The sequence below is a fragment of the Sphingomonas sp. 2R-10 genome (assembly GCF_030062225.1).
Taxonomy (GTDB): Bacteria; Pseudomonadota; Alphaproteobacteria; order Sphingomonadales; family Sphingomonadaceae; genus Sphingomonas.
The window spans coordinates 97994-118251 of sequence record NZ_JASCXF010000004.1 but is presented as its reverse complement, the minus strand read 5'-3'; the positions used below and the strand labels follow the sequence as shown (position 1 = coordinate 118251).

At 69.2% G+C, this 20258-nt stretch carries 25 protein-coding genes; 18 read left to right on the top strand and 7 right to left on the bottom strand.

What is annotated here, in order from left to right:
- The first annotated feature begins 41 nt into the window (after positions 1 to 41).
- Positions 42 to 527 (top strand): GNAT family N-acetyltransferase, encoded by a 486-nt coding sequence (locus QLH51_RS03130; RefSeq protein WP_164516052.1) that lies wholly within the window; start codon positions 42 to 44, stop codon positions 525 to 527.
- 16 nt (positions 528 to 543) lie between these two features.
- On the opposite strand, the gene QLH51_RS03125 is transcribed toward QLH51_RS03130, so the two are convergent.
- Positions 544 to 2046: a DUF389 domain-containing protein gene (locus tag QLH51_RS03125; protein ID WP_206428780.1), complete on the bottom strand. Its 1503-nt coding sequence runs from the start codon at positions 2044 to 2046 to the stop codon at positions 544 to 546.
- Positions 2047 to 2135: 89 nt separating this feature from the next.
- Entirely contained in the window at positions 2136 to 3446 is a 1311-nt protein-coding gene (gene purB, locus QLH51_RS03120; RefSeq protein ID WP_125654479.1) for an adenylosuccinate lyase, read from the bottom strand.
- Between the two features lie 212 nt (positions 3447 to 3658).
- On the opposite strand from purB, the gene QLH51_RS03115 reads away from it, so the two are divergent.
- Positions 3659 to 4135, top strand: coding sequence for a hypothetical protein (locus tag QLH51_RS03115; protein WP_206428781.1), 477 nt, complete (start codon positions 3659 to 3661; stop codon positions 4133 to 4135).
- Positions 4136 to 4477: 342 nt separating this feature from the next.
- Here QLH51_RS03115 and QLH51_RS03110 read toward each other — a convergent pair whose 3' ends face one another.
- Together QLH51_RS03110 and radC are read right to left on the bottom strand one after the other, a co-directional pair.
- Complete coding sequence (locus QLH51_RS03110) at positions 4478 to 5032, bottom strand: sugar O-acetyltransferase (RefSeq protein ID WP_125654483.1); 555 nt, start codon at positions 5030 to 5032, stop codon at positions 4478 to 4480.
- Positions 5032 to 5715 carry a RadC family protein gene (gene radC / locus QLH51_RS03105; RefSeq protein WP_125654485.1) on the bottom strand — a complete coding sequence of 228 codons (684 nt, stop codon included), beginning with the start codon at positions 5713 to 5715 and terminating at the stop codon, positions 5032 to 5034. Before radC ends, QLH51_RS03110 begins: the two co-directional genes overlap by 1 nt.
- A gap of 356 nt (positions 5716 to 6071) precedes the next feature.
- On the opposite strand from radC, the gene QLH51_RS03100 reads away from it, so the two are divergent.
- Genes QLH51_RS03100 through QLH51_RS03090 form a run of 3 tightly spaced genes read left to right on the top strand, consistent with a single transcriptional unit; the run spans position 6072 to position 9819 of the window.
- The gene (locus QLH51_RS03100; RefSeq protein ID WP_206428782.1) at positions 6072 to 9242 is read left to right on the top strand and encodes a YdbH domain-containing protein; all 3171 of its coding nucleotides are present in this window, start codon (positions 6072 to 6074) and stop codon (positions 9240 to 9242) included.
- A 14-nt stretch (positions 9243 to 9256) separates the two neighbouring features.
- Positions 9257 to 9433 (top strand): YnbE family lipoprotein, encoded by a 177-nt coding sequence (locus QLH51_RS03095; protein WP_283514223.1) that lies wholly within the window; start codon positions 9257 to 9259, stop codon positions 9431 to 9433.
- 2 nt (positions 9434 to 9435) lie between these two features.
- A complete protein-coding gene (locus QLH51_RS03090; protein ID WP_125654488.1) occupies positions 9436 to 9819 on the top strand; it encodes a YdbL family protein in 384 nt (127 codons plus the stop codon).
- A gap of 141 nt (positions 9820 to 9960) precedes the next feature.
- Here QLH51_RS03090 and QLH51_RS03085 read toward each other — a convergent pair whose 3' ends face one another.
- Positions 9961 to 10143 carry a hypothetical protein gene (locus QLH51_RS03085; RefSeq protein ID WP_125654490.1) on the bottom strand — a complete coding sequence of 61 codons (183 nt, stop codon included), beginning with the start codon at positions 10141 to 10143 and terminating at the stop codon, positions 9961 to 9963.
- 169 nt (positions 10144 to 10312) lie between these two features.
- On the opposite strand from QLH51_RS03085, the gene QLH51_RS03080 reads away from it, so the two are divergent.
- From QLH51_RS03080 to QLH51_RS03060, 5 genes are all read left to right on the top strand, one after another.
- On the top strand, positions 10313 to 10633 hold the full coding sequence (locus QLH51_RS03080; RefSeq protein ID WP_125654687.1) for an AtpZ/AtpI family protein: 321 nt from the start codon (positions 10313 to 10315) through the stop codon (positions 10631 to 10633).
- A gap of 66 nt (positions 10634 to 10699) precedes the next feature.
- Positions 10700 to 11458 (top strand): F0F1 ATP synthase subunit A, encoded by a 759-nt coding sequence (locus QLH51_RS03075; protein ID WP_283514222.1) that lies wholly within the window; start codon positions 10700 to 10702, stop codon positions 11456 to 11458.
- 40 nt (positions 11459 to 11498) lie between these two features.
- Entirely contained in the window at positions 11499 to 11726 is a 228-nt protein-coding gene (locus QLH51_RS03070; RefSeq protein ID WP_055759731.1) for a F0F1 ATP synthase subunit C, read from the top strand.
- 109 nt (positions 11727 to 11835) lie between these two features.
- Entirely contained in the window at positions 11836 to 12327 is a 492-nt protein-coding gene (locus QLH51_RS03065) for a F0F1 ATP synthase subunit B family protein (RefSeq protein WP_125654494.1), read from the top strand.
- Positions 12320 to 12952 carry a F0F1 ATP synthase subunit B family protein gene (locus QLH51_RS03060; protein ID WP_125654496.1) on the top strand — a complete coding sequence of 211 codons (633 nt, stop codon included), beginning with the start codon at positions 12320 to 12322 and terminating at the stop codon, positions 12950 to 12952. The genes QLH51_RS03065 and QLH51_RS03060 overlap by 8 nt, the downstream gene beginning before the upstream one ends.
- Positions 12953 to 12977: 25 nt before the next feature.
- Here the strand turns inward: QLH51_RS03060 and QLH51_RS03055 are convergent, their stop codons facing one another.
- The gene (locus QLH51_RS03055; protein WP_283514224.1) at positions 12978 to 13106 is read right to left on the bottom strand and encodes a hypothetical protein; all 129 of its coding nucleotides are present in this window, start codon (positions 13104 to 13106) and stop codon (positions 12978 to 12980) included.
- Between QLH51_RS03055 and QLH51_RS03050 the strand changes: the two genes are divergently transcribed.
- The 6 genes from QLH51_RS03050 (at position 13051) to QLH51_RS03025 (ending at position 17685) form a co-directional block, all read left to right on the top strand.
- On the top strand, positions 13051 to 13551 hold the full coding sequence (locus QLH51_RS03050) for a DUF805 domain-containing protein (protein ID WP_241217854.1): 501 nt from the start codon (positions 13051 to 13053) through the stop codon (positions 13549 to 13551). The genes QLH51_RS03055 and QLH51_RS03050 overlap by 56 nt on opposite strands.
- A gap of 72 nt (positions 13552 to 13623) precedes the next feature.
- Entirely contained in the window at positions 13624 to 13944 is a 321-nt protein-coding gene (locus QLH51_RS03045) for a DMT family transporter (RefSeq protein WP_125654500.1), read from the top strand.
- 148 nt (positions 13945 to 14092) lie between these two features.
- Positions 14093 to 14401 carry a hypothetical protein gene (locus QLH51_RS03040; protein WP_206428784.1) on the top strand — a complete coding sequence of 103 codons (309 nt, stop codon included), beginning with the start codon at positions 14093 to 14095 and terminating at the stop codon, positions 14399 to 14401.
- Position 14402: 1 nt separating this feature from the next.
- Positions 14403 to 15392: an oxidoreductase gene (locus QLH51_RS03035; RefSeq protein ID WP_125654502.1), complete on the top strand. Its 990-nt coding sequence runs from the start codon at positions 14403 to 14405 to the stop codon at positions 15390 to 15392.
- 174 nt (positions 15393 to 15566) lie between these two features.
- Positions 15567 to 17498 (top strand): excinuclease ABC subunit UvrC, encoded by a 1932-nt coding sequence (gene uvrC, locus QLH51_RS03030; RefSeq protein WP_125654504.1) that lies wholly within the window; start codon positions 15567 to 15569, stop codon positions 17496 to 17498.
- The gene (locus tag QLH51_RS03025) at positions 17476 to 17685 is read left to right on the top strand and encodes a type II toxin-antitoxin system CcdA family antitoxin (RefSeq protein ID WP_125654506.1); all 210 of its coding nucleotides are present in this window, start codon (positions 17476 to 17478) and stop codon (positions 17683 to 17685) included. The genes uvrC and QLH51_RS03025 overlap by 23 nt, the downstream gene beginning before the upstream one ends.
- 130 nt (positions 17686 to 17815) lie before the next feature.
- Here QLH51_RS03025 and QLH51_RS03020 read toward each other — a convergent pair whose 3' ends face one another.
- Positions 17816 to 18040 (bottom strand): hypothetical protein, encoded by a 225-nt coding sequence (locus QLH51_RS03020; protein WP_125654508.1) that lies wholly within the window; start codon positions 18038 to 18040, stop codon positions 17816 to 17818.
- A 190-nt stretch (positions 18041 to 18230) separates the two neighbouring features.
- On the opposite strand from QLH51_RS03020, the gene QLH51_RS03015 reads away from it, so the two are divergent.
- Together QLH51_RS03015 and QLH51_RS03010 are read left to right on the top strand one after the other, a co-directional pair.
- The gene (locus QLH51_RS03015; protein WP_125654510.1) at positions 18231 to 19187 is read left to right on the top strand and encodes a polysaccharide deacetylase family protein; all 957 of its coding nucleotides are present in this window, start codon (positions 18231 to 18233) and stop codon (positions 19185 to 19187) included.
- Positions 19184 to 20095, top strand: coding sequence for a GNAT family N-acetyltransferase (locus tag QLH51_RS03010; protein ID WP_206428785.1), 912 nt, complete (start codon positions 19184 to 19186; stop codon positions 20093 to 20095). Before QLH51_RS03015 ends, QLH51_RS03010 begins: the two co-directional genes overlap by 4 nt.
- Positions 20096 to 20258 lie beyond the last annotated feature (163 nt).

Here is a 20258-nt window from a genome sequence, read left to right as displayed (position 1 = left end):
GGGAGGACGCGAGCCGCCGTAGCAAGCGAACGGAGCCGACCATGACCACCTGCTGGCGCCCCGCCGTCCCCGCCGACGCCGCCGCCATCGCCGACCTCGCCCGCGCCGAACTGGGCGACTATGGCGAAGCGGCCGATCTCTATGCCGAACGCATCGCACTGGCGCCCGACGGCTGCTTCGTGCTGGCCGATGGCGTGGCGATCGTCGGCCATTGCATCAGCCACCCATGGCGCCGCCTCGCGCCCCCGGCGATGCACGCGCGGCTCGGTGCGATCCCCGCCGGCGTCGACTGCTGGTACCTCCACGACGTCGTCGTCGCGCCGGCGGGGCGGGGGACGAAGGCGGTCGAACGCCTCCTCCCGATCCTCGCCGACACCGCCGCCGCCCACGGCATCGCCACCCTCGCACTGATCGCGGTCGGCGGGGCCGACGCCTATTGGGCGCGGCAGGGCTTCGTCGCGGCGGCCGGCGGCGCGCTCGGCTTCGGCAAGGACGCGGTCTATATGGAGCGGCCGGTCGCCGCCTGACGCCCGGACCGGCCGACTATCGCGACGCCGCGCCCCGTGCGGCGGGCGCTTCCCCCGCCCAGTCCAGTCGCAGCACCCCGCCGGCCGCGCCCGGCGTCGCGCGGCCGCCGCGATCGGCGATCCCGGCGGCGACGGCGCTGCGTTGCGCCGCGCTCCCGCCGTCGACGCTCACCGGCGCCTCGCGCCGCTGCGATGCCCATGCCGCGACGGTCAGCGCGGCGTCGTCGACCACCCCCGCCACCACCGGGATGGCGGGCAACGCCGCTTCCGCCGGCGGGGCGAGCGCCACCGTCCAGTCGGGCAGGGCGCGTGCCGCCCGCGCCTCGATCGCGCGATACCCGCCCATCGGCAGACCGGGCAGCACCGCCGCCGTGGCGGTCAGCGCCTGCGTGCCCGTATCGGACCGGATCGTCGCCGGGGCGATCCCCGCGATCAGCGCAAGGTCGGCCATCGCGCGTTGCCGGCGTTCGGCATTGCCCGATCCCGACGCGCTGTTGGCACGCGCGATCTGCGCCGCCTCCACGCTGGCATCGTCGGGCAGGACGTTCAACTGGTCGACATGCACGTCGATCGGCCGCGACAGCCGTTGTCGCAGGTCCGCCGCCAGCAGGCGGTCGGCATCGCGCTTCATCTCCGGCGTCAGGATGACCGCACGGATGCGGATCGGTTTCGCCGCGAAATCGATGTCGAGCTGCCCCAGCCGCGATGCATCGGGGAACCGTGCCGAGATCGTCTCGCGCACCTGCCGCTGCGCCACCGCTTCGAACGCGATCTGGCGCAGCGCCGCGCCCAGCGGCACCGACAACAGGCCCAGCGCGACGACGAACAGCACCAGCTGCCACCCCGTATGCTGCGGCGACAGATGGCTGCCGAAACCATAGACGCGCGCGACCAGCGCCGCGGTCAGCGCGATGGTGATGGCGTTGGTCAGGAACAGCAGCAGCGATCCGGCGAACACCGTCCAGTTGAACGTCGCGATTCCGAACCCCACCACCACCAGCGGCGGCATCAGCGCGATGGCGATGGCGACGCCGACCACCGTGCCGCCCCGGCCGCGGATCAGCGCATAGGCGCCGGCGACCGCCGACAGCAGCGCGACCAGCAGGTCGAACAGCGTCGGGCGCGTGCGGCCGGCGATCTCGCTGGTGATCGTCTGGATCGGCGACAGCGCGACGCAGACGACCGACAGCGCCACCGCGATCAGCGCCCCGACCAGCAGCGCGGTCGCCGCCCGGCGGATTTCGCGCGTATCGACGGTCGCGATGCCGAACCCCAGTCCGATGATCGGCATCATCAGCGGCGACAGCAGCATCGCGCCGATCAGCACCGCGACCGACGGCATCAGCAGCCCGAGCAGGGAAATCGCCGCCGAGATGACGATCAGGAACGCATACCGCCCGCTCCACCCCGAATCCTCGGCGATCTGGCGCAGCACCGCATCGTGATCGACGCCACCCACTGCCCAGATCGACCACCAGCGATGCACCCGGCCCCGCTTGGGCGCCTCCGTTGCGGCCATAGGCTAGCTTTCCTGTTCACTGTCGCGATCGGCCGCAGCCGTGCCGAAGAGGGGCCCCCGCCGGAATCGAACCCGGCGGGGCAAGGACGTCACGCCTGTCCGAACACCCGGGCAAAGATCGTGTCGACATGCTTGTAGTGATAGCCGAGGTCGAACCGGCTCTCGATTTCCTCGGCCGACAGTGCGGCGGCGACGTCCGGATCGGCCTTGAGCAGTTCGAGCAGCGACAGCGCGCCGTCCGATTCCCACACCTTCATCGCGTTGCGCTGGACCCAGCGGTACGAATCCTCGCGGCTCGCCCCGGCCTGGGTCAGCGCCAGCAGCACGCGCTGCGAATGGACGAGGCCGCCCATCTTGTTGAGGTTCTTCTCCATCCGCGCCGGATAGACGACCAGCTTGTCGATCACCCCGGTCAGCCGGGCGAGCGCGAAGTCGAGCGTGATCGTCGCGTCCGGACCGATATAGCGCTCGACCGAGGAATGGCTGATGTCGCGCTCGTGCCACAGCGCGACATTCTCCAGCGCCGGGGTGACGTAACCGCGCACCATGCGGGCAAGGCCGGTCAGGTTCTCGGTCAGCACCGGGTTGCGCTTGTGCGGCATCGCCGACGAACCCTTCTGCCCGGGCGAGAAATATTCCTCGGCCTCCAGCACCTCGGTGCGTTGCAGGTGGCGGATCTCGGTCGCCAGCCGCTCGATCGACCCGGCGATCACGCCCAGCGTCGCGAAATACATCGCGTGGCGGTCGCGCGGGATGACCTGCGTCGATACCGGCTCGACGGTGAGGCCCATCTTCCGCGCGACATGTTCCTCGACGCGCGGGTCGATATTGGCGAAGGTCCCGACCGCGCCCGAGATCGCGCAGGTCGCCACTTCGGCGCGCGCGTTCTTCAGGCGCGTGCGGCAGCGGTCGAACTCGGCATAGGCCTGCGCCAGCTTCAATCCGAACGTCACCGGCTCGGCATGGATGCCGTGGCTGCGCCCGATCGTCGGGGTCAGCTTGTGTTCGCGCGCGCGGCGTTCGATGACGTCCAGCAGCTTGTCGAGATCGGCGAGCAAGATGTCCGATGCCCGCGCCAGCTGTACCGCCAGACAGGTGTCGAGCACGTCGGAACTGGTCATCCCCTGATGCAGGAAGCGCGCTTCCGGCCCGGTCCGTTCCGACACATGCGTCAGGAACGCGATGACGTCGTGCTTCGTCTCCGCCTCGATCGCGTCGATCCTGTCGACGTCGAAGTCGGCGTCGTTCATCGCCCAGATCTTCTCGGCGGCGTCCCTGGGCACCACGCCCAGCTCGGCCAGCGCGTCGGTCGCATGCGCCTCGATCTCGAACCAGATGCGGAATCGGGCCTGGGGCTGCCACAGCGCGGACATTTCGGGACGGGAATAGCGCGGAATCATGGAATGCCTTTCGGAAACGGACGAACGGTTTGCCGCGCACTAGCAACAAGTCGCGGATGAATCGAGCCTGTCGTGCGATAGAATAGTAGCGAACAGGGGTTCAATCGAAACCGAAACGACCTAAGTTGGTTGGGTCATCGCAGCGCCGCTTCGGAGTTCTTTCGAAACGGCCGCATGAAGAACCGAACCAATCCGTAAGGAGAAATTCGATGATGAAGCGTATTCTTCTCGCCAGTGCCATGGTTGTTTCTGCTCCGGCGTTCGCCCAGGATGCAGCGCCGGCACAGACGACTGCCCCGGCGGCGCAGGCCGCACCGGCAACTCCGCAGGCCGCACCGGCTGATCCCTCGATCGCCGCGACTCAGGCGGCACCCGCGACGCAGCCCGACCCCGCGACGCAGACCGCGCAGACCACCGCCGAGGCCGGCCAGCCGGCCAGCGGCACGCAGATTGCGCAGATCGTCGAGGCCGAATTCCCGAAATACGACAAGGACGGGAAGGGCCAGCTGAACGAGAAGCAGTTCGGCGAATGGATGGTCGCGCTGCGCTCGGCGAGCGAACCCGGCGTGACCGCCGACAAGCCCGAGGTGAAGAGCTGGATCAAGCAGGCCTTCGCCCAGGCGGACAAGGACAAGTCGAGGGCGGTGACGAAGGCGGAGCTTACCAGCTTCCTGACCGCCAGCGCCTGAACCGCGCCCTGAGCTGATATCGATGCGACCGCCGGGAGCGATCCCGGCGGTCGTTTTCGTGCGGGCGGGCTGATCTACGGCACAGCAACCACCACCCCGCACACGTCACCCCGGCGGAGGCTGGGGTCTCCCACGGCTCTTTCGATCCGTTCGCCGCGGGCTCAGGAAGAAGGTTGGTTCACGCGAAGGCGCGGAGACGCGGAGGAAGTTCGTCCGTGGCGCCGTCCCCCGCGCAGCGGTCGTCCGTTCTGCTGGCAAGCTGGCAAAACGTCTCCCGATCGCGAACCGCTCGCCCGGTGCGCACCTCCTCCCCGTCTCCGCGCCTCCGCGTGAACCGACCTTCTACTTCCCCGCCAGCAGCCGCGCCGGATTGCCCACAACGGTCGCCCCCGCCGGCACGTCGCGCGTCACGACCGCGCCCGCGCCGATCAGCGCGTCGTCGCCCACGGTAACGCCGGGCAACAGGATCGCCCCGCCGCCGATCCAGACGTTCCGGCCGATCGTCACCGCCCGCCCGAATTCCAGCATCTGCGCCCGCACCGCCGGGTCGCGCGGATGGTCGGCGGACAGGATCTGCACGCCCGGCCCGATCTGCGTCTTGTCCCCGATCGTCACGGCGCACACGTCGAGGATGACGCAGCCATAGTTCAGGAACACGTCGTCGCCGACGGTGATGTTGTAGCCATAGTCGATGTGGAACGGCGGGCGGATCGTCACGTTGGCGCCGACCGTCCCCAGCCCCTCGCGCAGCAGCGCCGCGCGCGCATCGGCGGCCATCGCGATCGACGCATTGTAGCGGTCCATCCACGCCGCCGCCCGCGCCACGTCGGCGACCAGCTCCGCATCGCCGGCATGGTACAGCTCGCCCGCGATCATCTTTTCTTTTTCGGTGCGCATCAGATCATTCCCTGGGCGCGCAGGCTCGTATGCCCCTTCGCGCCGATGATGAGGTGGTCGTGGACGGTGATGCCCAGCGGCTTGCCCGCCGCGGCGATGGTGCGGGTCAGGTCGATATCCGCCCGGCTGGGGCTGTGGTCGCCGCTCGGATGGTTGTGGACGAGGATCAGCGCCGCCGACCCCAGGTCCAGCGCGCGGCGGATCACCTCGCGGGTATAGATCGGCGCCTCGTCGATCGTCCCCTCCGCCACCAGCTCGTCGCGGATCAGCAGGTTGCGGCTGTTCAGGTGCAGCACGCGGATGCGCTCGACCGCCTGATGCGCCATGTCGGCATGGAGATAGTCGAGCAGCGCCTGCCAGTTCGACAGCACCGGCCGGGCGATCACCTGCGCCTGCAACATCCGCGTCGCGGCTTCCTGCGCGATGCGGATCGCCGCGACCGCGCCGTCGCCCATGCCCGCCACCTTGCCCAGCGCCAGCGGCTGCGCGGTCAGCAACCCGCCGATCCCGCCGAACTCGTGCAGCAGCGTCTTGGCCAGCGGCTTGGTGTCGCGCCGCAGGATCGCCAGCCCCAGCAGATACTCGACCAGCTCGTGATCCAGCAGCGCCTCCCCGCCATGCGCCAGCAACCGCCCGCGCAGGCGCGCACGATGGCCGGTACCGTCGGTCTCGGGGGTCGTCATGGCCGTGACGTAGCGGATCGGGACGCGGAGGGCGAGGGGGCGTTCGCAATCAGAAAGCGGTACGCCGGGCAGGAATATCGGCAACCGGGCGAACTCTACCCTCGAACGAACGCCGCTGTCCTACACGTCCCGACCATGCCATGCCGTCCATCGCTCTTTCCCGCCGTCGATCCGCCGCCTTGGGCACAAGCGCGGCACACGCTCCGCGCACAATGCGCACGAGTGTGACTTTCGTGACCTTTGGCCCGCCGAACCCTGATCCGCCGCAAACTTCCGTTGCGCTGCCGGAACCGTTTCGCGCGTCTGGCGCTTGACCCCGGCGGCCGGAGCCGCGACGAACGGGACGGAACAGCGGAGTGAAGGGTCTGGGCGGTGACGACGAGCAGGCGGTGGAGGCCGTGGCGTCGCCGCGTCGCCGTGGCCGCAAGCGACGGCGCTTTGCGCAGGTGCTGCTGGTCGTCTGCGGCATCGTGCTGCTGGTCGCCGCGCTGCTATGGACGCAGCGCCGGCCGATCGCCGACAACGTCGTCCGCCGCGAACTGGAAAAGCGCGGCGTCGCCGCGCGCTACCGGGTCGCGGAGATCGGGCTGGGGCGGCAGCGGCTGGTCGATGTCGTGCTCGGCGATCCGCGCACGCCCGATCTTGTCGCCGACTGGATCGAGGTCGATACCAGCGTCTCGCTGAACGGGGCGAGGGTCACCGGCGCCCGCGTCGGACAGGCGCGGCTGCGCGCGACGCTGCGCCCCGACGGCACCGTGTCGTTCGGGCAGATCGACCGCCTGTTGCCGCCGCCTTCGGGCAAGCCGTTCGCACTGCCCGACTTCACCGTGGCGGTGGAGGACGGTCGCATCCGCCTCGCCACCCCCTACGGGATGATCGGCGCGAAGCTGGCCGGGCAGGGCAATCTGGCGGACGGCTTCACCGGACAACTGGCGGCGGTGTCCGAACGGCTGGCGCTGAACGGCTGCGCGATCGACCGGCTGGCCGCCAACCTGTCGCTGCGCACCGCGACCGCCGGTCCGTCGCTTACCGGCCCGGTCCGTGCGCGGGCGGCGGCGTGCGGCGAGGTGCGGGTCGCGGCACCGGTGATCGATGCCGACGTCCGTCTCACCCCCGGCTTCGATCGCTGGCAGGGGAAGGCGCGGATCGATGCTGAACGGATCGCCGCGCCGCAGGCACAGGTCGCGGGGGTCGCCGGCACGATCGGGTTCGACGGCAGCGCCCGCGGGACGACCGGCACGCTCGACCTCGCCTCGCAGGCGTTCGTCCTGCCGCAACTGACCGGCGAAGGGCTGTCGATCGCCGGACGCTATGCCGTCGGCGGCGTGCCCGCGTTCGAAGGCCGCGTTGGCGCGCGCGGCAGCCGCCTCGACCCCGCCACCATCGCCCGGATCGCGCGGATCGGGGACGGCGCGGCCGGCACTCCCGTCGCGCCGCTCGCCGCCGCCGCGACCGCCGCGGCGGCCCGTGCCGCGCGGCGGTTCGACGTGACCGCCGACATCGCCGCGCGCCCGCTGGCCGCGCGCATCGACCGGCTGGCCTTCGTCGCTGCCAGCGGCGCGCGCGCGACGCTGCGCGACGGTCCGGTCCGCTGGGTGTCGGGCAAGGGCGTGACGCTGAACGGCACGCTGGCGACGGGCGGCGGCGGGTTGCCGGCGGCCAGCGTGCGGCTGGCACAGGCGGCGCCCGGCGCGCCGGTCACCGGCACCGCGACGATACAGCCCTATGCGGCCGGGGACGCCCGCCTCGCGCTCGCCCCGGTCCGCTTCCGCACCGCCGCCGACGGCACGACCGCGATCCAGACCCGCGCCGAACTGTCGGGACCGTTCAGCGGCGGGCGGGTCGACCGCCTCGCGCTGCCGATCGACGCGCGCTGGGACGGCGGCGGGCGGCTGCTGGTGAATACGGGTTGCGTGCCTGTCGCCTTCGACCGCCTGCGCGTGTCGGCGCTGACGCTCGATCCCGCGCGGCTGCGGCTGTGCGCGGTCGACGGGGCAATGGTCCGGCTGGCGAACGGGCGGATCGGCGGCGGGGTCGCGATCGGCGCGACGCGGTTGCAGGGGACGCTCGGCGGCACCCCGGTCACGCTTGCGGCGGCGAACGGCCGTTTCGCGCTGAACGATCTCGGCTTCACGCTCTGCGAGGTGAAGACCCGGCTCGGCAGTCCGGAGCGGGTCAGCGTCCTCGACCTCGGCACGCTGACCGGTCGCATCGCGGGCAGCGCGGTCGCCGGCGCCTTTGCGCAGGGGCAGGGGCAGATCGGCAACGTGCCCCTGCTGATCCGCGAGGCGGCGGGCGACTGGCGGCTGGCCGGCGGGGTGCTGTCGCTCGACGGCGACGTCGGCGTGCGCGACGCCGATGCCGAACCCCGGTTCGAACCGCTGCGCAGCGACGATTTCAGGCTGACGCTCAGCGGCAACGACATCCGCGCCGGCGGTACGCTGCGGCATCCGGCAAAGGGCGTGAAGGTCAGCGACGTGACCATCGTCCACGACCTCGCCACTGGCCGCGGCAATGCGGTGCTGGCGGTGCCGGGCATCACCTTCGGCGACGGGCTTCAGCCCAACGAACTGACCCGCCTGACACTGGGCGTGGTGGCCGATGTGAAGGGCACCGTATCGGGTCGCGGCGACATCGCGTGGAGCCCCGACGGCGTCACCAGCACCGGCACCTTCCGCACTGCCGGCACCGACCTCGCCGCCGCCTTCGGCCCGGTGAGCGGGCTGGCGGGCGAGATCCGCTTCACCGACCTGCTCGGCCTCGTCACCGCACCGGGACAGGTCGCGACCATCGCCGAGGTCAATCCGGGCATCGCCGTTACCGACGGCGTCGTCCGCTATCGCCTGATCGAACGGATGCGGGTGCAGATCGACGGTGGCCGCTGGCCGCTGGGCGGGGGTGAGATGGTGCTGGAACCGACGATCCTCGACTTCGCGGAGGATCGCGAACGCCGCATGACCTTCCGCGTGACCGGCGTCGACGGCGGGCTGTTCCTGCAACAGTTCCAGTTCGACAACCTCAACGCCTCGGGCGTGTTCGACGGCGTGCTGCCGATGATCTTCGACGCCAATGGCGGCCGGATCGAAGGGGGCAAGCTGCAGTCGCGCGGCCCGGGCAACCTGTCCTATGTCGGCGAGGTGTCGAAGGAGGATGTCGGCTTCTGGGGCAATCTGGCGTTCCAGGCGCTCAAGTCGATGGACTATCGCCGCCTGTCGATCGAGATGGACGGCCCGCTGGCGGGCGAGATGCTGACCGCGATCCGCTTCGCCGGGGTCAGCCAGGGGAAGGGGACGTACAGCAACTTCCTGATCCGTCGCCTCGCGAAGCTGCCGCTGGTGTTCAACGTCCGGATCAGGGCGCCCTTCCGCCAGCTGATCGACTCGGTGCAGAATTACTACGATCCGAAGCGGCTGATCGAACGCAACCTGCCCGCGTTGCAGGCCGAACAGCGCCGCCGCGAACAGGGCTTGCCACCCGCACCGCTCGACACCACCATTCAGCCCTCCGAAAGCGAGACCGTGCCATGACCGACACCGTGACGATGTTCAGAGCCTTTATGATCGGCGGCACCGCATGTCTCGCGGCCGGGTGCGTCAACGTGGCGGCGCCCGACAAGCCGATCGTCATCAATCTGAACATCAACATCACGCAGGAAGTGGTGTATCGTCTCGACGGCGAGGCGAAGACCCTCATCCAGGACAATCCAGGGATATTCTGACCATGCATGCTTTCGTCAAATACGGCCTTGCCGTTGCCGCCTTCGTCGCGGTGGCCGGGATTGCCGGCACCGCATGGGCGCAGCGCGATCCCGCCTATCAGGCGGCGCGCGCCGCGGGGCAGATCGGCGAGCAGCCCGACGGCTATCTCGGCGTCGTCGGCAGTGGCAGCGCCGATTTGCGCGCGATGGTCGCCGACCTGAACATCAAGCGCAAGGCCGCCTATACCCGCGGCGCACAGGCCGGCGCGACCGTCGAACAGTTTGCGTTCGTGAGCGGCTGCAACCTGATCGCGCAGACCAGGCCGGGGGAGAAGTACAAGACGCCGGGCGGCAGCTGGGAAACCCGCGGTGGCGGTGCGCCGGAACGTGATCCGCGCTGCGTGTGAGGGATTGAAAAAAGGCGCATCATGCGCTATCTCGATAATGCGGTATCTGATTTCAGGGATACATCTCCAGGCCCCGGTCGTGCCAGCGACCGGGGCCTTCTACTTTACGGGGCCGGCTGCCAGGCCGACCCCGTCCCGCCGCTACTTCGAGCGGGCGACCTCGATGATTTTCAGCACCAAGGTCGCGAAAGCCACCATCAGCATAGTTACGCCGATGATGACGGTTGCGGTATCGTTATCCAGTTCAATCACCTCCTTCGCGGCCGATGTGTCGACCGCGGGACCGATGTCGCGCGAATCCCGGTCGGTGAAAGTCGGCGGCAATGGTAGAGTTCGTCTCTACCATTGCCACGCCCTTCGTTCATCCTCCGGAAAGCTTTCCGCGCGAACGCTGCGGTTGACTCGAAACCGTCACCTTCCTAAAGCGCGCCTGCCTTGGCGGGCTCGCCATCCGGCGCATATCCGGCCCGACCGATAGGTCGTGGAGGGGATGATGGCGGAGAACGAGCCCGGACTAGACCCCTTGCCCGAAGATGCCCGGATCACCTCGCTCGATGAGCGATTGCGACGGGCGAAGACGGACGAGGCGATCCGGACCGGCCAGGCGCGCGACGAAGCGGGGGAGAAAAACTACCGCCTCGGCAATCGCGTGCTGGCTGAACTGATCGGCGGGATGGTCGGGGGGGCGGTGATCGGGGGAACCCTCGACTATCTGCTCGGCACCTCGCCATGGCTCCTGCTCGTGCTGCTGTTCCTCGGGATCGTCAGTGCGTTCAGGAATATCATCAGGATTTCGAACCGGCGTCCGGACTGATCAGTCCTCGGGCGCCTTGGCATATCGGGGCGAAGCGACGTGGCGCAGGCAGGCAAGATCGATCCGATGCACCAGTTCGAGGTGCAGACGATCTTCAACATTCCCCTGGGCGATCACGTCCTGCCGTTCACCAATTCGGCGCTGTGGATGATCGTCGCGGCGGCCGCGCTGTTCGTGTTCATGATCGGCGGCATGAAGCAGCAGCAGGTGCCCGGTCGCTGGCAGATGGCGGTCGAGGGCTTTACCGGCTTCATCGACAAGCTGCTCGCCGCGAACATCGGGCATGAAGGGCGCAAGTACCTGCCCTATGTCTTCTCGCTGTTCATGTTCATCCTGTTCGCCAACGTCGTCGGCCTGCTGCCCTTCGGCCTGGTCGGGCTGCACCCGTTCACCGTCACCAGCCACTTCACGGTGACCGGCGTCCTCGCCATCGCCAGCTTCTCGATCGTGCTGGTCGTCGGCCTGTTCAAGCACGGCCTGCGGTTCTTCAGCCTGTTCGCGCCGAAGGGCACGCCGATCCCGGTGCTGCTGCTGGTCGCACCGATCGAGTTCGTGTCGTTCATGGTCCGCCCGTTCAGTCTCGCGCTGCGACTGTTCGTGGCGATGACCGCGGGCCACATCCTGTTGAAGGTGCTGGCGGGCTTCATCATCAATTCGACCGCGACCGGTGCCGGCATCGGCGTGCTGGTCAGCGTGCCCAGCTTCGCGCTGATGGTCGGCGTGTCGGCCCTCGAAATGCTGGTCGCCGGCGTGCAGGCATATGTCTTCGCGCTGCTGACCTCGCTCTACATCAACGATGCCGTGCACCTGCACGACCATCACTGATCCCAACCAACATACAGATTTTTCCAAGGGAGTTTTCGACATGGAAGCAGACGCCATCAAGTTCCTCGGCGCCGGTCTCGCAGCCATCGGTGCCGGCCTCGCCGCACTCGGCGTGGGCAACGTCTTCGCCGCTTTCCTGCAGGGCGCGCTGCGCAACCCGTCGGCCGCTGCCGGCCAGCAGGGCAACATGTTCATCGGCTTCGCCGCCGCCGAACTTCTCGGCCTGCTGGCGTTCGTCGTCGCCGTGCTGCTGATCTTCGTCGCGTAACAGCGTGACGCCCGGCGCGGGGTTTGCCCGCGCCGGATCTCCGGCCCCTTGCGGGCCGGTTTCGGCCGGGCGATGGCGCCCGGTCGACCAGACCAATACGGGACGTTTCATGCCGCAAATCGAGCAGCTCGCCGCGACCTGGGGGTCGCAGGTCTTCTGGCTGGTGCTGACCTTCGGCATCGTGTTCCTCGTCGTGGGCCTCGGCATGGTGCCCAGGGTGCAGGGCACGGTCGACAAGCGCGACCAGGGCATCGCCGCCGACCTCGCCGCCGCCGATCGCGCGCGCGCAGAGGCCGACGCGACCGAAGCGGCATGGCGCACCCGCGAAAACGCCAGCCGCGAAGCCGCGCAGAAGCTGCTTGCCGAAGCCCGTGCCAAGGGTGCGGCGGCGACCGCCGAACGGCTGGCCGCCGCCAATGCCGAGGTGCAGGCGCGCGTCGCGCAAGCCGGAGCCGACATCGCCGAGCAGCGCAGCGCCGCGCTCGGTCAGATCGAACAGGTCGCCGCCGAAGCCGCGCAGGCGATCGTCGCCCGCGTGTCGGGCGTGCAGGTCAGCGAACAGGACGCGCAGGGCGCGGTGAAGGCGGTGCTCCATGGCTAATCCCAACGTCGCCCAGCATGGTAGCCCCACGTTGAACGAAGCGATTCACGAAGAGGGCCTGCCCCGCACCGGTGGCGATGCCGTCGGCAGCGAGCATGGCAGCGTGACCGGCGCCAACCATCCCGATCCGACCGCGCTGGGCCTCGACGGCACCGCATGGGTCAGCGCGGCGATGCTGATCTTCCTGATCGTGCTGGTCGTGAAGGGCGTTCCCGCCGTGATCGGTCGCCTGCTCGACGGACAGATCGCCGCGATCCGTACCCGCCTCGACGAAGCGCGCACGCTGCGTGCCGAGGCCGAGGCGCTGCGCGACGAATATACCGCAAAGATCGCCGGGATCGAGGCGCAGGCCGCCGAGATGGTCGCCCATGCCGAAGCCGAGGCGCAGGGCCTGCTGGCCAAGGCCGAGGCCGACGCCGCCGACCTGACCCAGCGCCGCGCGAAGATGGCGACCGACAAGATCGCCGCCGCCGAACGCGCCGCTATCGCCGAGGTCCGCGCGACCGCCGCCGATGCCGCCGCCAAGGCCGCCGGCGCGCTGATCTCCACGCACCTGACCGGCGATGCCGATCGCGCGCTGGTCGACCGCACCATCGCCGGGCTGGGTGGCAACCGGCTGAACTGATGGCGTCGCACCGGACCCCGCGGTTTCAGCTGACGCGGCTGACCCAATGGTCCGGTCGCGAACCGCGGCGGCTGTTCTGGCCGTGGGTTGCCTGTGTCATGGTCTTGAACATGATCGCGGGGATGGCTGCGGGCGTGCCGATGGTCTTCGGCATCGTACGCAACATGGCGGCGTTCGCTGCCGCCCACCCCGATCGGGCCACGGTCACCTCTGGACCGGGCCAGTATTCCGTGCAGATCGACGGGCCGGTTCCGCCCGAACTGATGCTGGAGCCGATGCGCGGGTTCATGCCCGTCGTCGCGATCGTCGCGCTGCTGTCGGTCCTGCTGCTCGCGGCGGCGGTCGTGCGGCGATTGCACGATTCGGGGCGTCGAGGCTGGTGGGGGCTGCTGCCGCTGCCATTTCTCGCCACCGGTTTGATCGCGATGATCGTCGTGTTCGGCCGCGTCGGCTTCTCGCCGGCCGAGCCGGATGTCGTACCGTTCGTCGTGCTGTTCCTGAACAACATCCTGTACCTTGCGGCGCTCGCCCTCCTAGTCGTGCAGCTGTGCCGGCCGAGCGACCCCGGACCCAACCGGTTCGGTCCGCCGCTGGACTGACGTTTCGCACGGCCTCTTTCGGGTTTCCGGCCGTGCCCTTCCCGTTCCGAGCCCGCAAATGGAGAAAGCGATATGGCATGGGCCATTCTCGCGGTTGCGGTCGTGTGTGAAATCATCTGGGCGCTCAGCCTGAAATGGGCGGCGGGGCAGGGGACGCTGCTCGCCTCCACCGTGCCGATCACCCTGTCGTTCGTGAACATGGGACTGCTGGCGCTGGCGATGCGCGGCATTCCCGCCGGTACCGCCTATGCGGTGTGGACCGGGCTGGGTGCGGTCGGCGTCATCATCGGCGGCGCGGTGCTGTTCGGCGAACGGATCGCGCCGCTGCAGGCCGGGTTCATGGTGCTGATCGTGGTCGGCGTCGTCGGCACGAAGCTGTTTGCGCAGGCGTGATCGCGCCGCCGCCGCCACGATGCGGGCAGATGACGGCGAAGCGCCGTGGCGGCGGCACGCGCCACCGGCCGACGGACGCGCGCCGCTTGGCGAGGGCGGGACGGGGCGCTAAGTCCTGCATGGGCACCATGCCCATGGAGAGTTCCCTGTGAAATTCCTGATGACTGCCATGCTGATCGCGACCCCGGTCGCCGTTGTCGCCCAGACCGCACCGACCTCCGCCCCCGCTCCGGCGCCGGCCGCCGCCAGGCTGACCATCGACAGCAGCATCGAGACGATCGCCGCGAATCCGAAGGGCAAGGCGATCCTCGATGCCAACTTCCCCGGCATGGTCGCGCACGAATCCTATGCGATGTTCAAGGGCATGAGCCTGAAGCAGGTGCAGCCCTATGCCAATGGCCGCATCACCGACGAACAGGTCGCGAAGGTTGCGGCCGAACTGGCCAAGCTGAACTGACATGGTGCGCGTCGGCCTGATCGGGTTCGGCCTGGCCGGCGCGTCGTTCCACGCGCCGCTGATCGCGGGCGTCGAGGGGATGGAACTGGCGGCGATCGCCACGTCGCGCCCGACCGATCGCTTTCCTCAGGCGGTGCGCCATGCCGATCCGGCGGCGCTGATCGCCGACGACGGTCTCGACCTGATCGTCATTGCCACTCCCAATAACAGCCACGCCCCGCTGGCGCAGGCGGCGCTGGCCGCCGGACGGCATGTCGTCGTCGACAAGCCGCTCGCCATCGACGATGCCGATGCGGTCGCGCTGGTGCAGCTGGCACGCGGCACCGGACGGCTGCTCAGCGTGTTCCACAACCGTCGCTGGGACAGCGACTTCCTGACCGTCGAGCGCCTGCTGCGCGAGGAGGCGCTGGGTGAGGTGCTGCTGGCCGAGTTCCGTTGGGACCGGTTCCGCCCGGCGATCAAGCCCGGCTGGCGCGAGGAGGGCGGCCCGGGTAGCGGGCTGCTTAACGACCTCGGCCCGCATATGATCGATCAGGCGATCCGCCTGTTCGGCATGCCCGACGCGGTCGCGGGCGATGTGCTGACGCAGCGTCCGGCTGCGGGCGTCGACGACTATTTCGAGATCGTGCTGCGCTATGGCGATCGCCGCGTGACGATCGGCTCGGCCTCGCTGGTCGCCGCGCCGCGCCCCCGCTTCGCGCTACACGGGACGAAGGGCAGCTTCGTCAAATACGGCATCGACCCGCAGGAAGCGGTGCTGCGCGCCGGCGGCATGCCGACTGACAACGGCTATGGCATCGAACTCGACAGCGCGTGGGGGCTGCTGACCGACGCAGAGGGCAATGCCCGTCCGGTCCGGTCGGAGGCCGGCAACTGGCGCGGCTATTACCGCGCGATGCGCGACGCCATCCGCGGCGGGGGCGAGGTGCCGGTCGATCCGGCCGATGCGGTGCGGGGCTTGCGGATCATCGCGGCGGCGCGGGCGGGGTAGCTCTTTTCCGTTTGGCCGCAGACGTCATCCCAGCGCAGGCTGGGATATTCCCCGGTTCTTTCCGCGTCCTTGCAACGGGAATGCCCCAGCCTGCGCTGGGGCGACGTCTGCGGCGGGGTGCGATCGCTTTGCACCGACTGGCGCAACCGCCCGGCACGTCCTAAATCGGCGGCAATGTCGGAAACCCCCAACGCCCCCAATCGCTTCCACGAGGACAAGGCCAGCTTCACCGTGCGCGGGTCGGATGCGCCGGACATCGACGCCGGGGTCGCCGCGATCCGCAACGTGCTGGCGACGCTGCCCGTGCGCCCGGGCGTCTACCGGATGCAGGATGCGCGCGGCGAGGTGCTGTATGTCGGCAAGGCGCGCGCGCTCAAGAACCGCGTGGCGAACTATACGCAGGTCACCCGCCTGACCAGGCGGTTGCAGCGGATGGTGTCGCAGACCCGGTCGATGACGATCGTCACCACCAACAACGAGGCGGAGGCGCTGCTGCTCGAAGCGCAGCTCATCAAACGCTATCGTCCGCCCTACAACGTGTTGCTGCGCGACGATAAGTCGTTCCCGTTCATCCTGCTGCGCGCCGATCACGACTTTCCGCGCATCCAGAAGCATCGCGGCGCCCGCCGGGCGAAGGGCAATTATTATGGCCCCTTCGCCAGTGCCGGGTCGGTGACGCAGACGCTGAACGCGCTGCAGAAGCTGTTCCTGCTGCGCTCGTGCACCGACGGCTTCTTCAAGACGCGCGACCGGCCGTGCCTGCTGTACCAGATCAAGCGCTGTTCGGCCCCGTGCGTGGGGCGCATCGATCAGGACGCCTATGCCGAGCTGATTGCCGACGCGAAGGATTTTCTCGGCGGCAAGTCGACCAGGGTGCAGGCGAAGCTGGGCGTGCAGATGCAGGCGGCGGCGGAGCGACAGGACTTCGAACTCGCCGCCGTGCTGCGCGACCGGCTGAAGGCGCTGACATTCATCCAAGGCAGTCAGGCGATCAACGCCGATGGCGTCGGCGACGCCGACATCTTCGCCATGGCCGCGCGCGAGGGGACGATCGGCATCCAGGCGTTCTTCATCCGCGGTGGCCAGAACTGGGGCCATCGCAGCTTCTTCCCGGCGCACACCAACGACGTGCCCGAGGACGAGGTGATGTCGGCATTCCTGATGCAGTTCTACGAAGAGGTCCCGCCGCCGCGCAACGTCTTCGTCGACCGCGATCTGGCGGAAGGCGAGGTGCTGGCCGAGGCGATGGCCGAGCGCGCCGGGTTCAAGGTCGCGCTGTCGGTCCCGCAGCGCGGGGTGCGCCGCCGCCTGCTCGATCAGGCGAAGCGCAATGCCGAGGAGGCGCTGGAACGGCGCAACGCCGAATCGACGACGCAGGCCAGGCTGCTGCGCGAGGTCGCCGACCTGTTCGAGCTGGAGGGGCCGCCGAACCGGATCGAGGTGTACGACAACAGCCATATCCAGGGGACGAACGCGCTGGGCGCGATGGTCGTCGCCGGGCCGGAGGGCTTCCGCAAGGGCCAGTATCGCAAGTTCAACATCAAGCAGGCGCAGACCAACGACGACTTCGCGATGATGAAGGAGGTGCTGACCCGCCGCTTCGCCCGCGCGCAGGAGGAAAATCCCGACCGCGAGATCGACCGCGACGGCAATGGCTGGCCCGACCTCGTCCTGATCGACGGGGGCAAGGGACAGTTGAGCGCGGCGAAGGCGGTGCTGGAGGACCTCGGCATCGAGGACGTCTGCATGGTGGGGGTGGCGAAGGGCCCGCATCACGGCCGCGACGGGCGCGAGGTGTTCCACCTGATGGACGGGCGCGAACTGACGCTGCCGGTCAACTCGCCGGTGCTGTTCTATCTTCAGCGACTGCGCGACGAGGTCCACCGCTTCGTCATCGGCGCGCACCGCGACAAGCGGTCGAAGGCGATCGGCGCGAGTCCGCTCGACGACGTGCCCGGCATCGGGCCGGCACGGAAAAAGGCGCTGCTGATGCACTTCGGCACCGCCCGCGCGGTGCGCAACGCCAGTCTCGAGGATCTGCAAAAGGCGCCTGGAGTCAGCCGGGCGATGGCGCAGGGGGTCTATGACTTCTTCCACGCCCGCTGACGTCGCGCTCGACGTCGCGCTGGTCGCGCAGGCACAGGCAGCGGGGATCGACGTCGCGGCGACCTGCCACGGTGCGCTGCGTCATGCGATCGACGAGACGGCGCGGGCCGGGTTGCGTCAGGAGACGGCGGCGGCGATCGTCGAGTGGAACGACTGGGTAGGCACGCCCCCGCAACCGGACGGATAGCCCCGCGCCACGAACGTCACCCCGGCGCAGGCTGGGGTCTCCAGCGGATCCTGCTGCGTGCACTACGGGGAGATCCCAGCCTGTGCCCGGATGACGTTCGTTCAGATCGAACCGATCGGACGCAACGCCGTCAGGCCTGTCCGATCCCCCGCTGGATGAAACTGCGGATCGCGCGCCAGCGGCGCGCCTCGCCCGTGTCGCCGCGGCTCGTGGCGCAGGCGCTGTGCGATCCCGCCACCTTGGGCGCCTCGCGACCGTGCCGCGCGACGAGAAAGATGGCGTCGGTGCGGTCGATGTCGTCGATCATCCAGCCCTCCGGTAATAAAGTTACGCTCGCCAACGTGGCGTCTGCCATTCCTGTTCCAGTTGGAAAAGCCCGATTTCACGCATTTTGCGGGGGCAAATATGTTACGATACAGAAACAATATGCCGCACGTGCGAGATAGCGTGGTTAACGGCGCGTTGGTGCATGGCGTACGAATTATTCGGGCGCGACCGGTTGCGCTTCATGGGATTTTTACGCGGAATCGTGCAGGACATTGCCTATGGCGACGCCGGTCTTCCTCACCATCGACACCGAATTGATGTGGCGGCACCACGCCGCCGCCCTGCCGGCCGATACCGTTATCGCCCGATCGCTCGAACCCGCCGGGGTCGGGGTGACGTGGCAGCTCGAACGGTTGCGCGCGCATGGGCTGAAGGCATGTTTCTTCGTCGATCCGCTGCCCGCGCGGCTCTATGGCATGGGTGCCATCGCCCCGACGGTCGAGGCGATCCTGACGGCCGGGCAGGAGGTACAGCTGCACCTGCACCCCAACTGGGTAGGCGCGGCGGTCGGCGACCGGGGGCAGGCGCATGGCCGGTTCGAACTGGTCGACCTGTCGCGGCAGGAGCAGCAGGACCTGCTGGGCGAGGCGCGCGACCTGCTGCGTGCGGCGGGCGCGTCCGATCCGGTGGCGTTCCGCGCCGGCAGCTACAGCGCCGACGACGCCACGATCGATGCGCTGGCGGCGCTCGGCTTCGCCTATGACAGCAGTCACAATGGCGCGCACCATCCATGGCCCAGCGCGATCTCCCTGCCGCCCGGGCTGATCGCGCCGGTCGCGCATCGCGGGATGATCGAGCTGCCGGTCACCACCATCGCCATGCCGGGCGGCGGACGGCGGCATTTCCAGATCTGCGCGCTGTCGGCGGCGGAGATGCGCGCCGCGCTCGCCCATGCCGCCGCGAACGATCATGCGGCGGTGACGATCGTCAGCCACGGCTTCGAACTCGCCAACCGGCAGGGGACGCGCGCCAATCGCGTCCATGTCCGCCGGTTCGAGGCGCTGTGCGCGACGCTGGCCGGGCGCGCCGACGCGCTGCCTACCACCCATTTCCGCGACCGCCCGGTGCTGCGGCTGGGGCAGGACGACCGCCCGCTGCCCGCCAGTGCCGTGCGCACCCGGTGGCGACAGGTGGAACAGCTCTGGTCGAACATCGTCGAGGAACGCGCGGCGTGAGCGTCGCCGAGCGCTGGCCGCTGAAGTTCCAGATCGGCGCGCGCACGCTGTTTTCGGTCCGCCGCCGGCTGGTCCGCGTACCGCTCGAACTGCGCGACGTGCTGTCGGGCGAAGCGCCCGCGCTGCCGCCGCTGCCGCGCAGGGCGGACGGCTGGTCGGTCACCTCGTTGCCCGAACCGTTGCTGGATGCGCTCCGCCCCGAGCGCGGCATCGCCTTCGTCCGGCAACACTACACCCGCTATCACACCGACCTGACCACCGGCTTCGACGCTTGGTTCGCCGGCCTGTCGGGCAACGCCCGCTCCGGCCTGAAGCGCAAGGCGAAAAAGCTGGCCGAGGCGAACGACGGCAGCCTCGACGTCCGCACCTATCGCACCCCGGCCGAACTGGCCGAGTTCCACGGCCTTGCCCGCCGGGTCGCGGCGCGGACCTATCAGGAAAAGCTCTTGGGCGCCGGCCTGCCCGACACAACGGCGTTCCGCGCGGGCATGCAGGGCAAGGGTGCTGCGGGCGAGGCGTTCGGCTGGCTGCTGTTCGTGGGGGGCACTCCGATCGCCTATCTCTACTGCCCGATGGCGCAGGGCGACGTCCGCTACGACTATGTCGGCCACGATCCGGCATGGAGCGACTGGTCGCCGGGCAGCGTGCTGCACATGGAAGCGTTCCGTACCCTGTTCGCCGACCCCGTGGCACAGCGCTTCGACTTCACCGAGGGCGAGGGGCAGCACAAGCGCCAGTTCTCGACCGGCGGCACCCCCTGCGCCGACCTGCTGCTGCTGCGCGGGACGATCGCCAATCGGGCGACGGTGGCGGGGTTGCGCGCGTTCGATGGCGGCGTGGCACGAGTGAAGCGGGCGCGGGAGTGGCCGGTGGTCGGGCGGCTGGTGGCGCGGGTGCGGCGGGGGTAGCGCGGTCCAAAGGTCACGAAAGTCACACTCGTGCGCATTGTGCGAACTGGCCGGACGTTGCGTGCGTTCGACCGAGTAATCCACTGATTCAAACAGCCGAACGGAAGATGGCATGGCCGGGCTAGTGTAGGAAAGCCACAACCCTGAATGATCGTCATCCTCG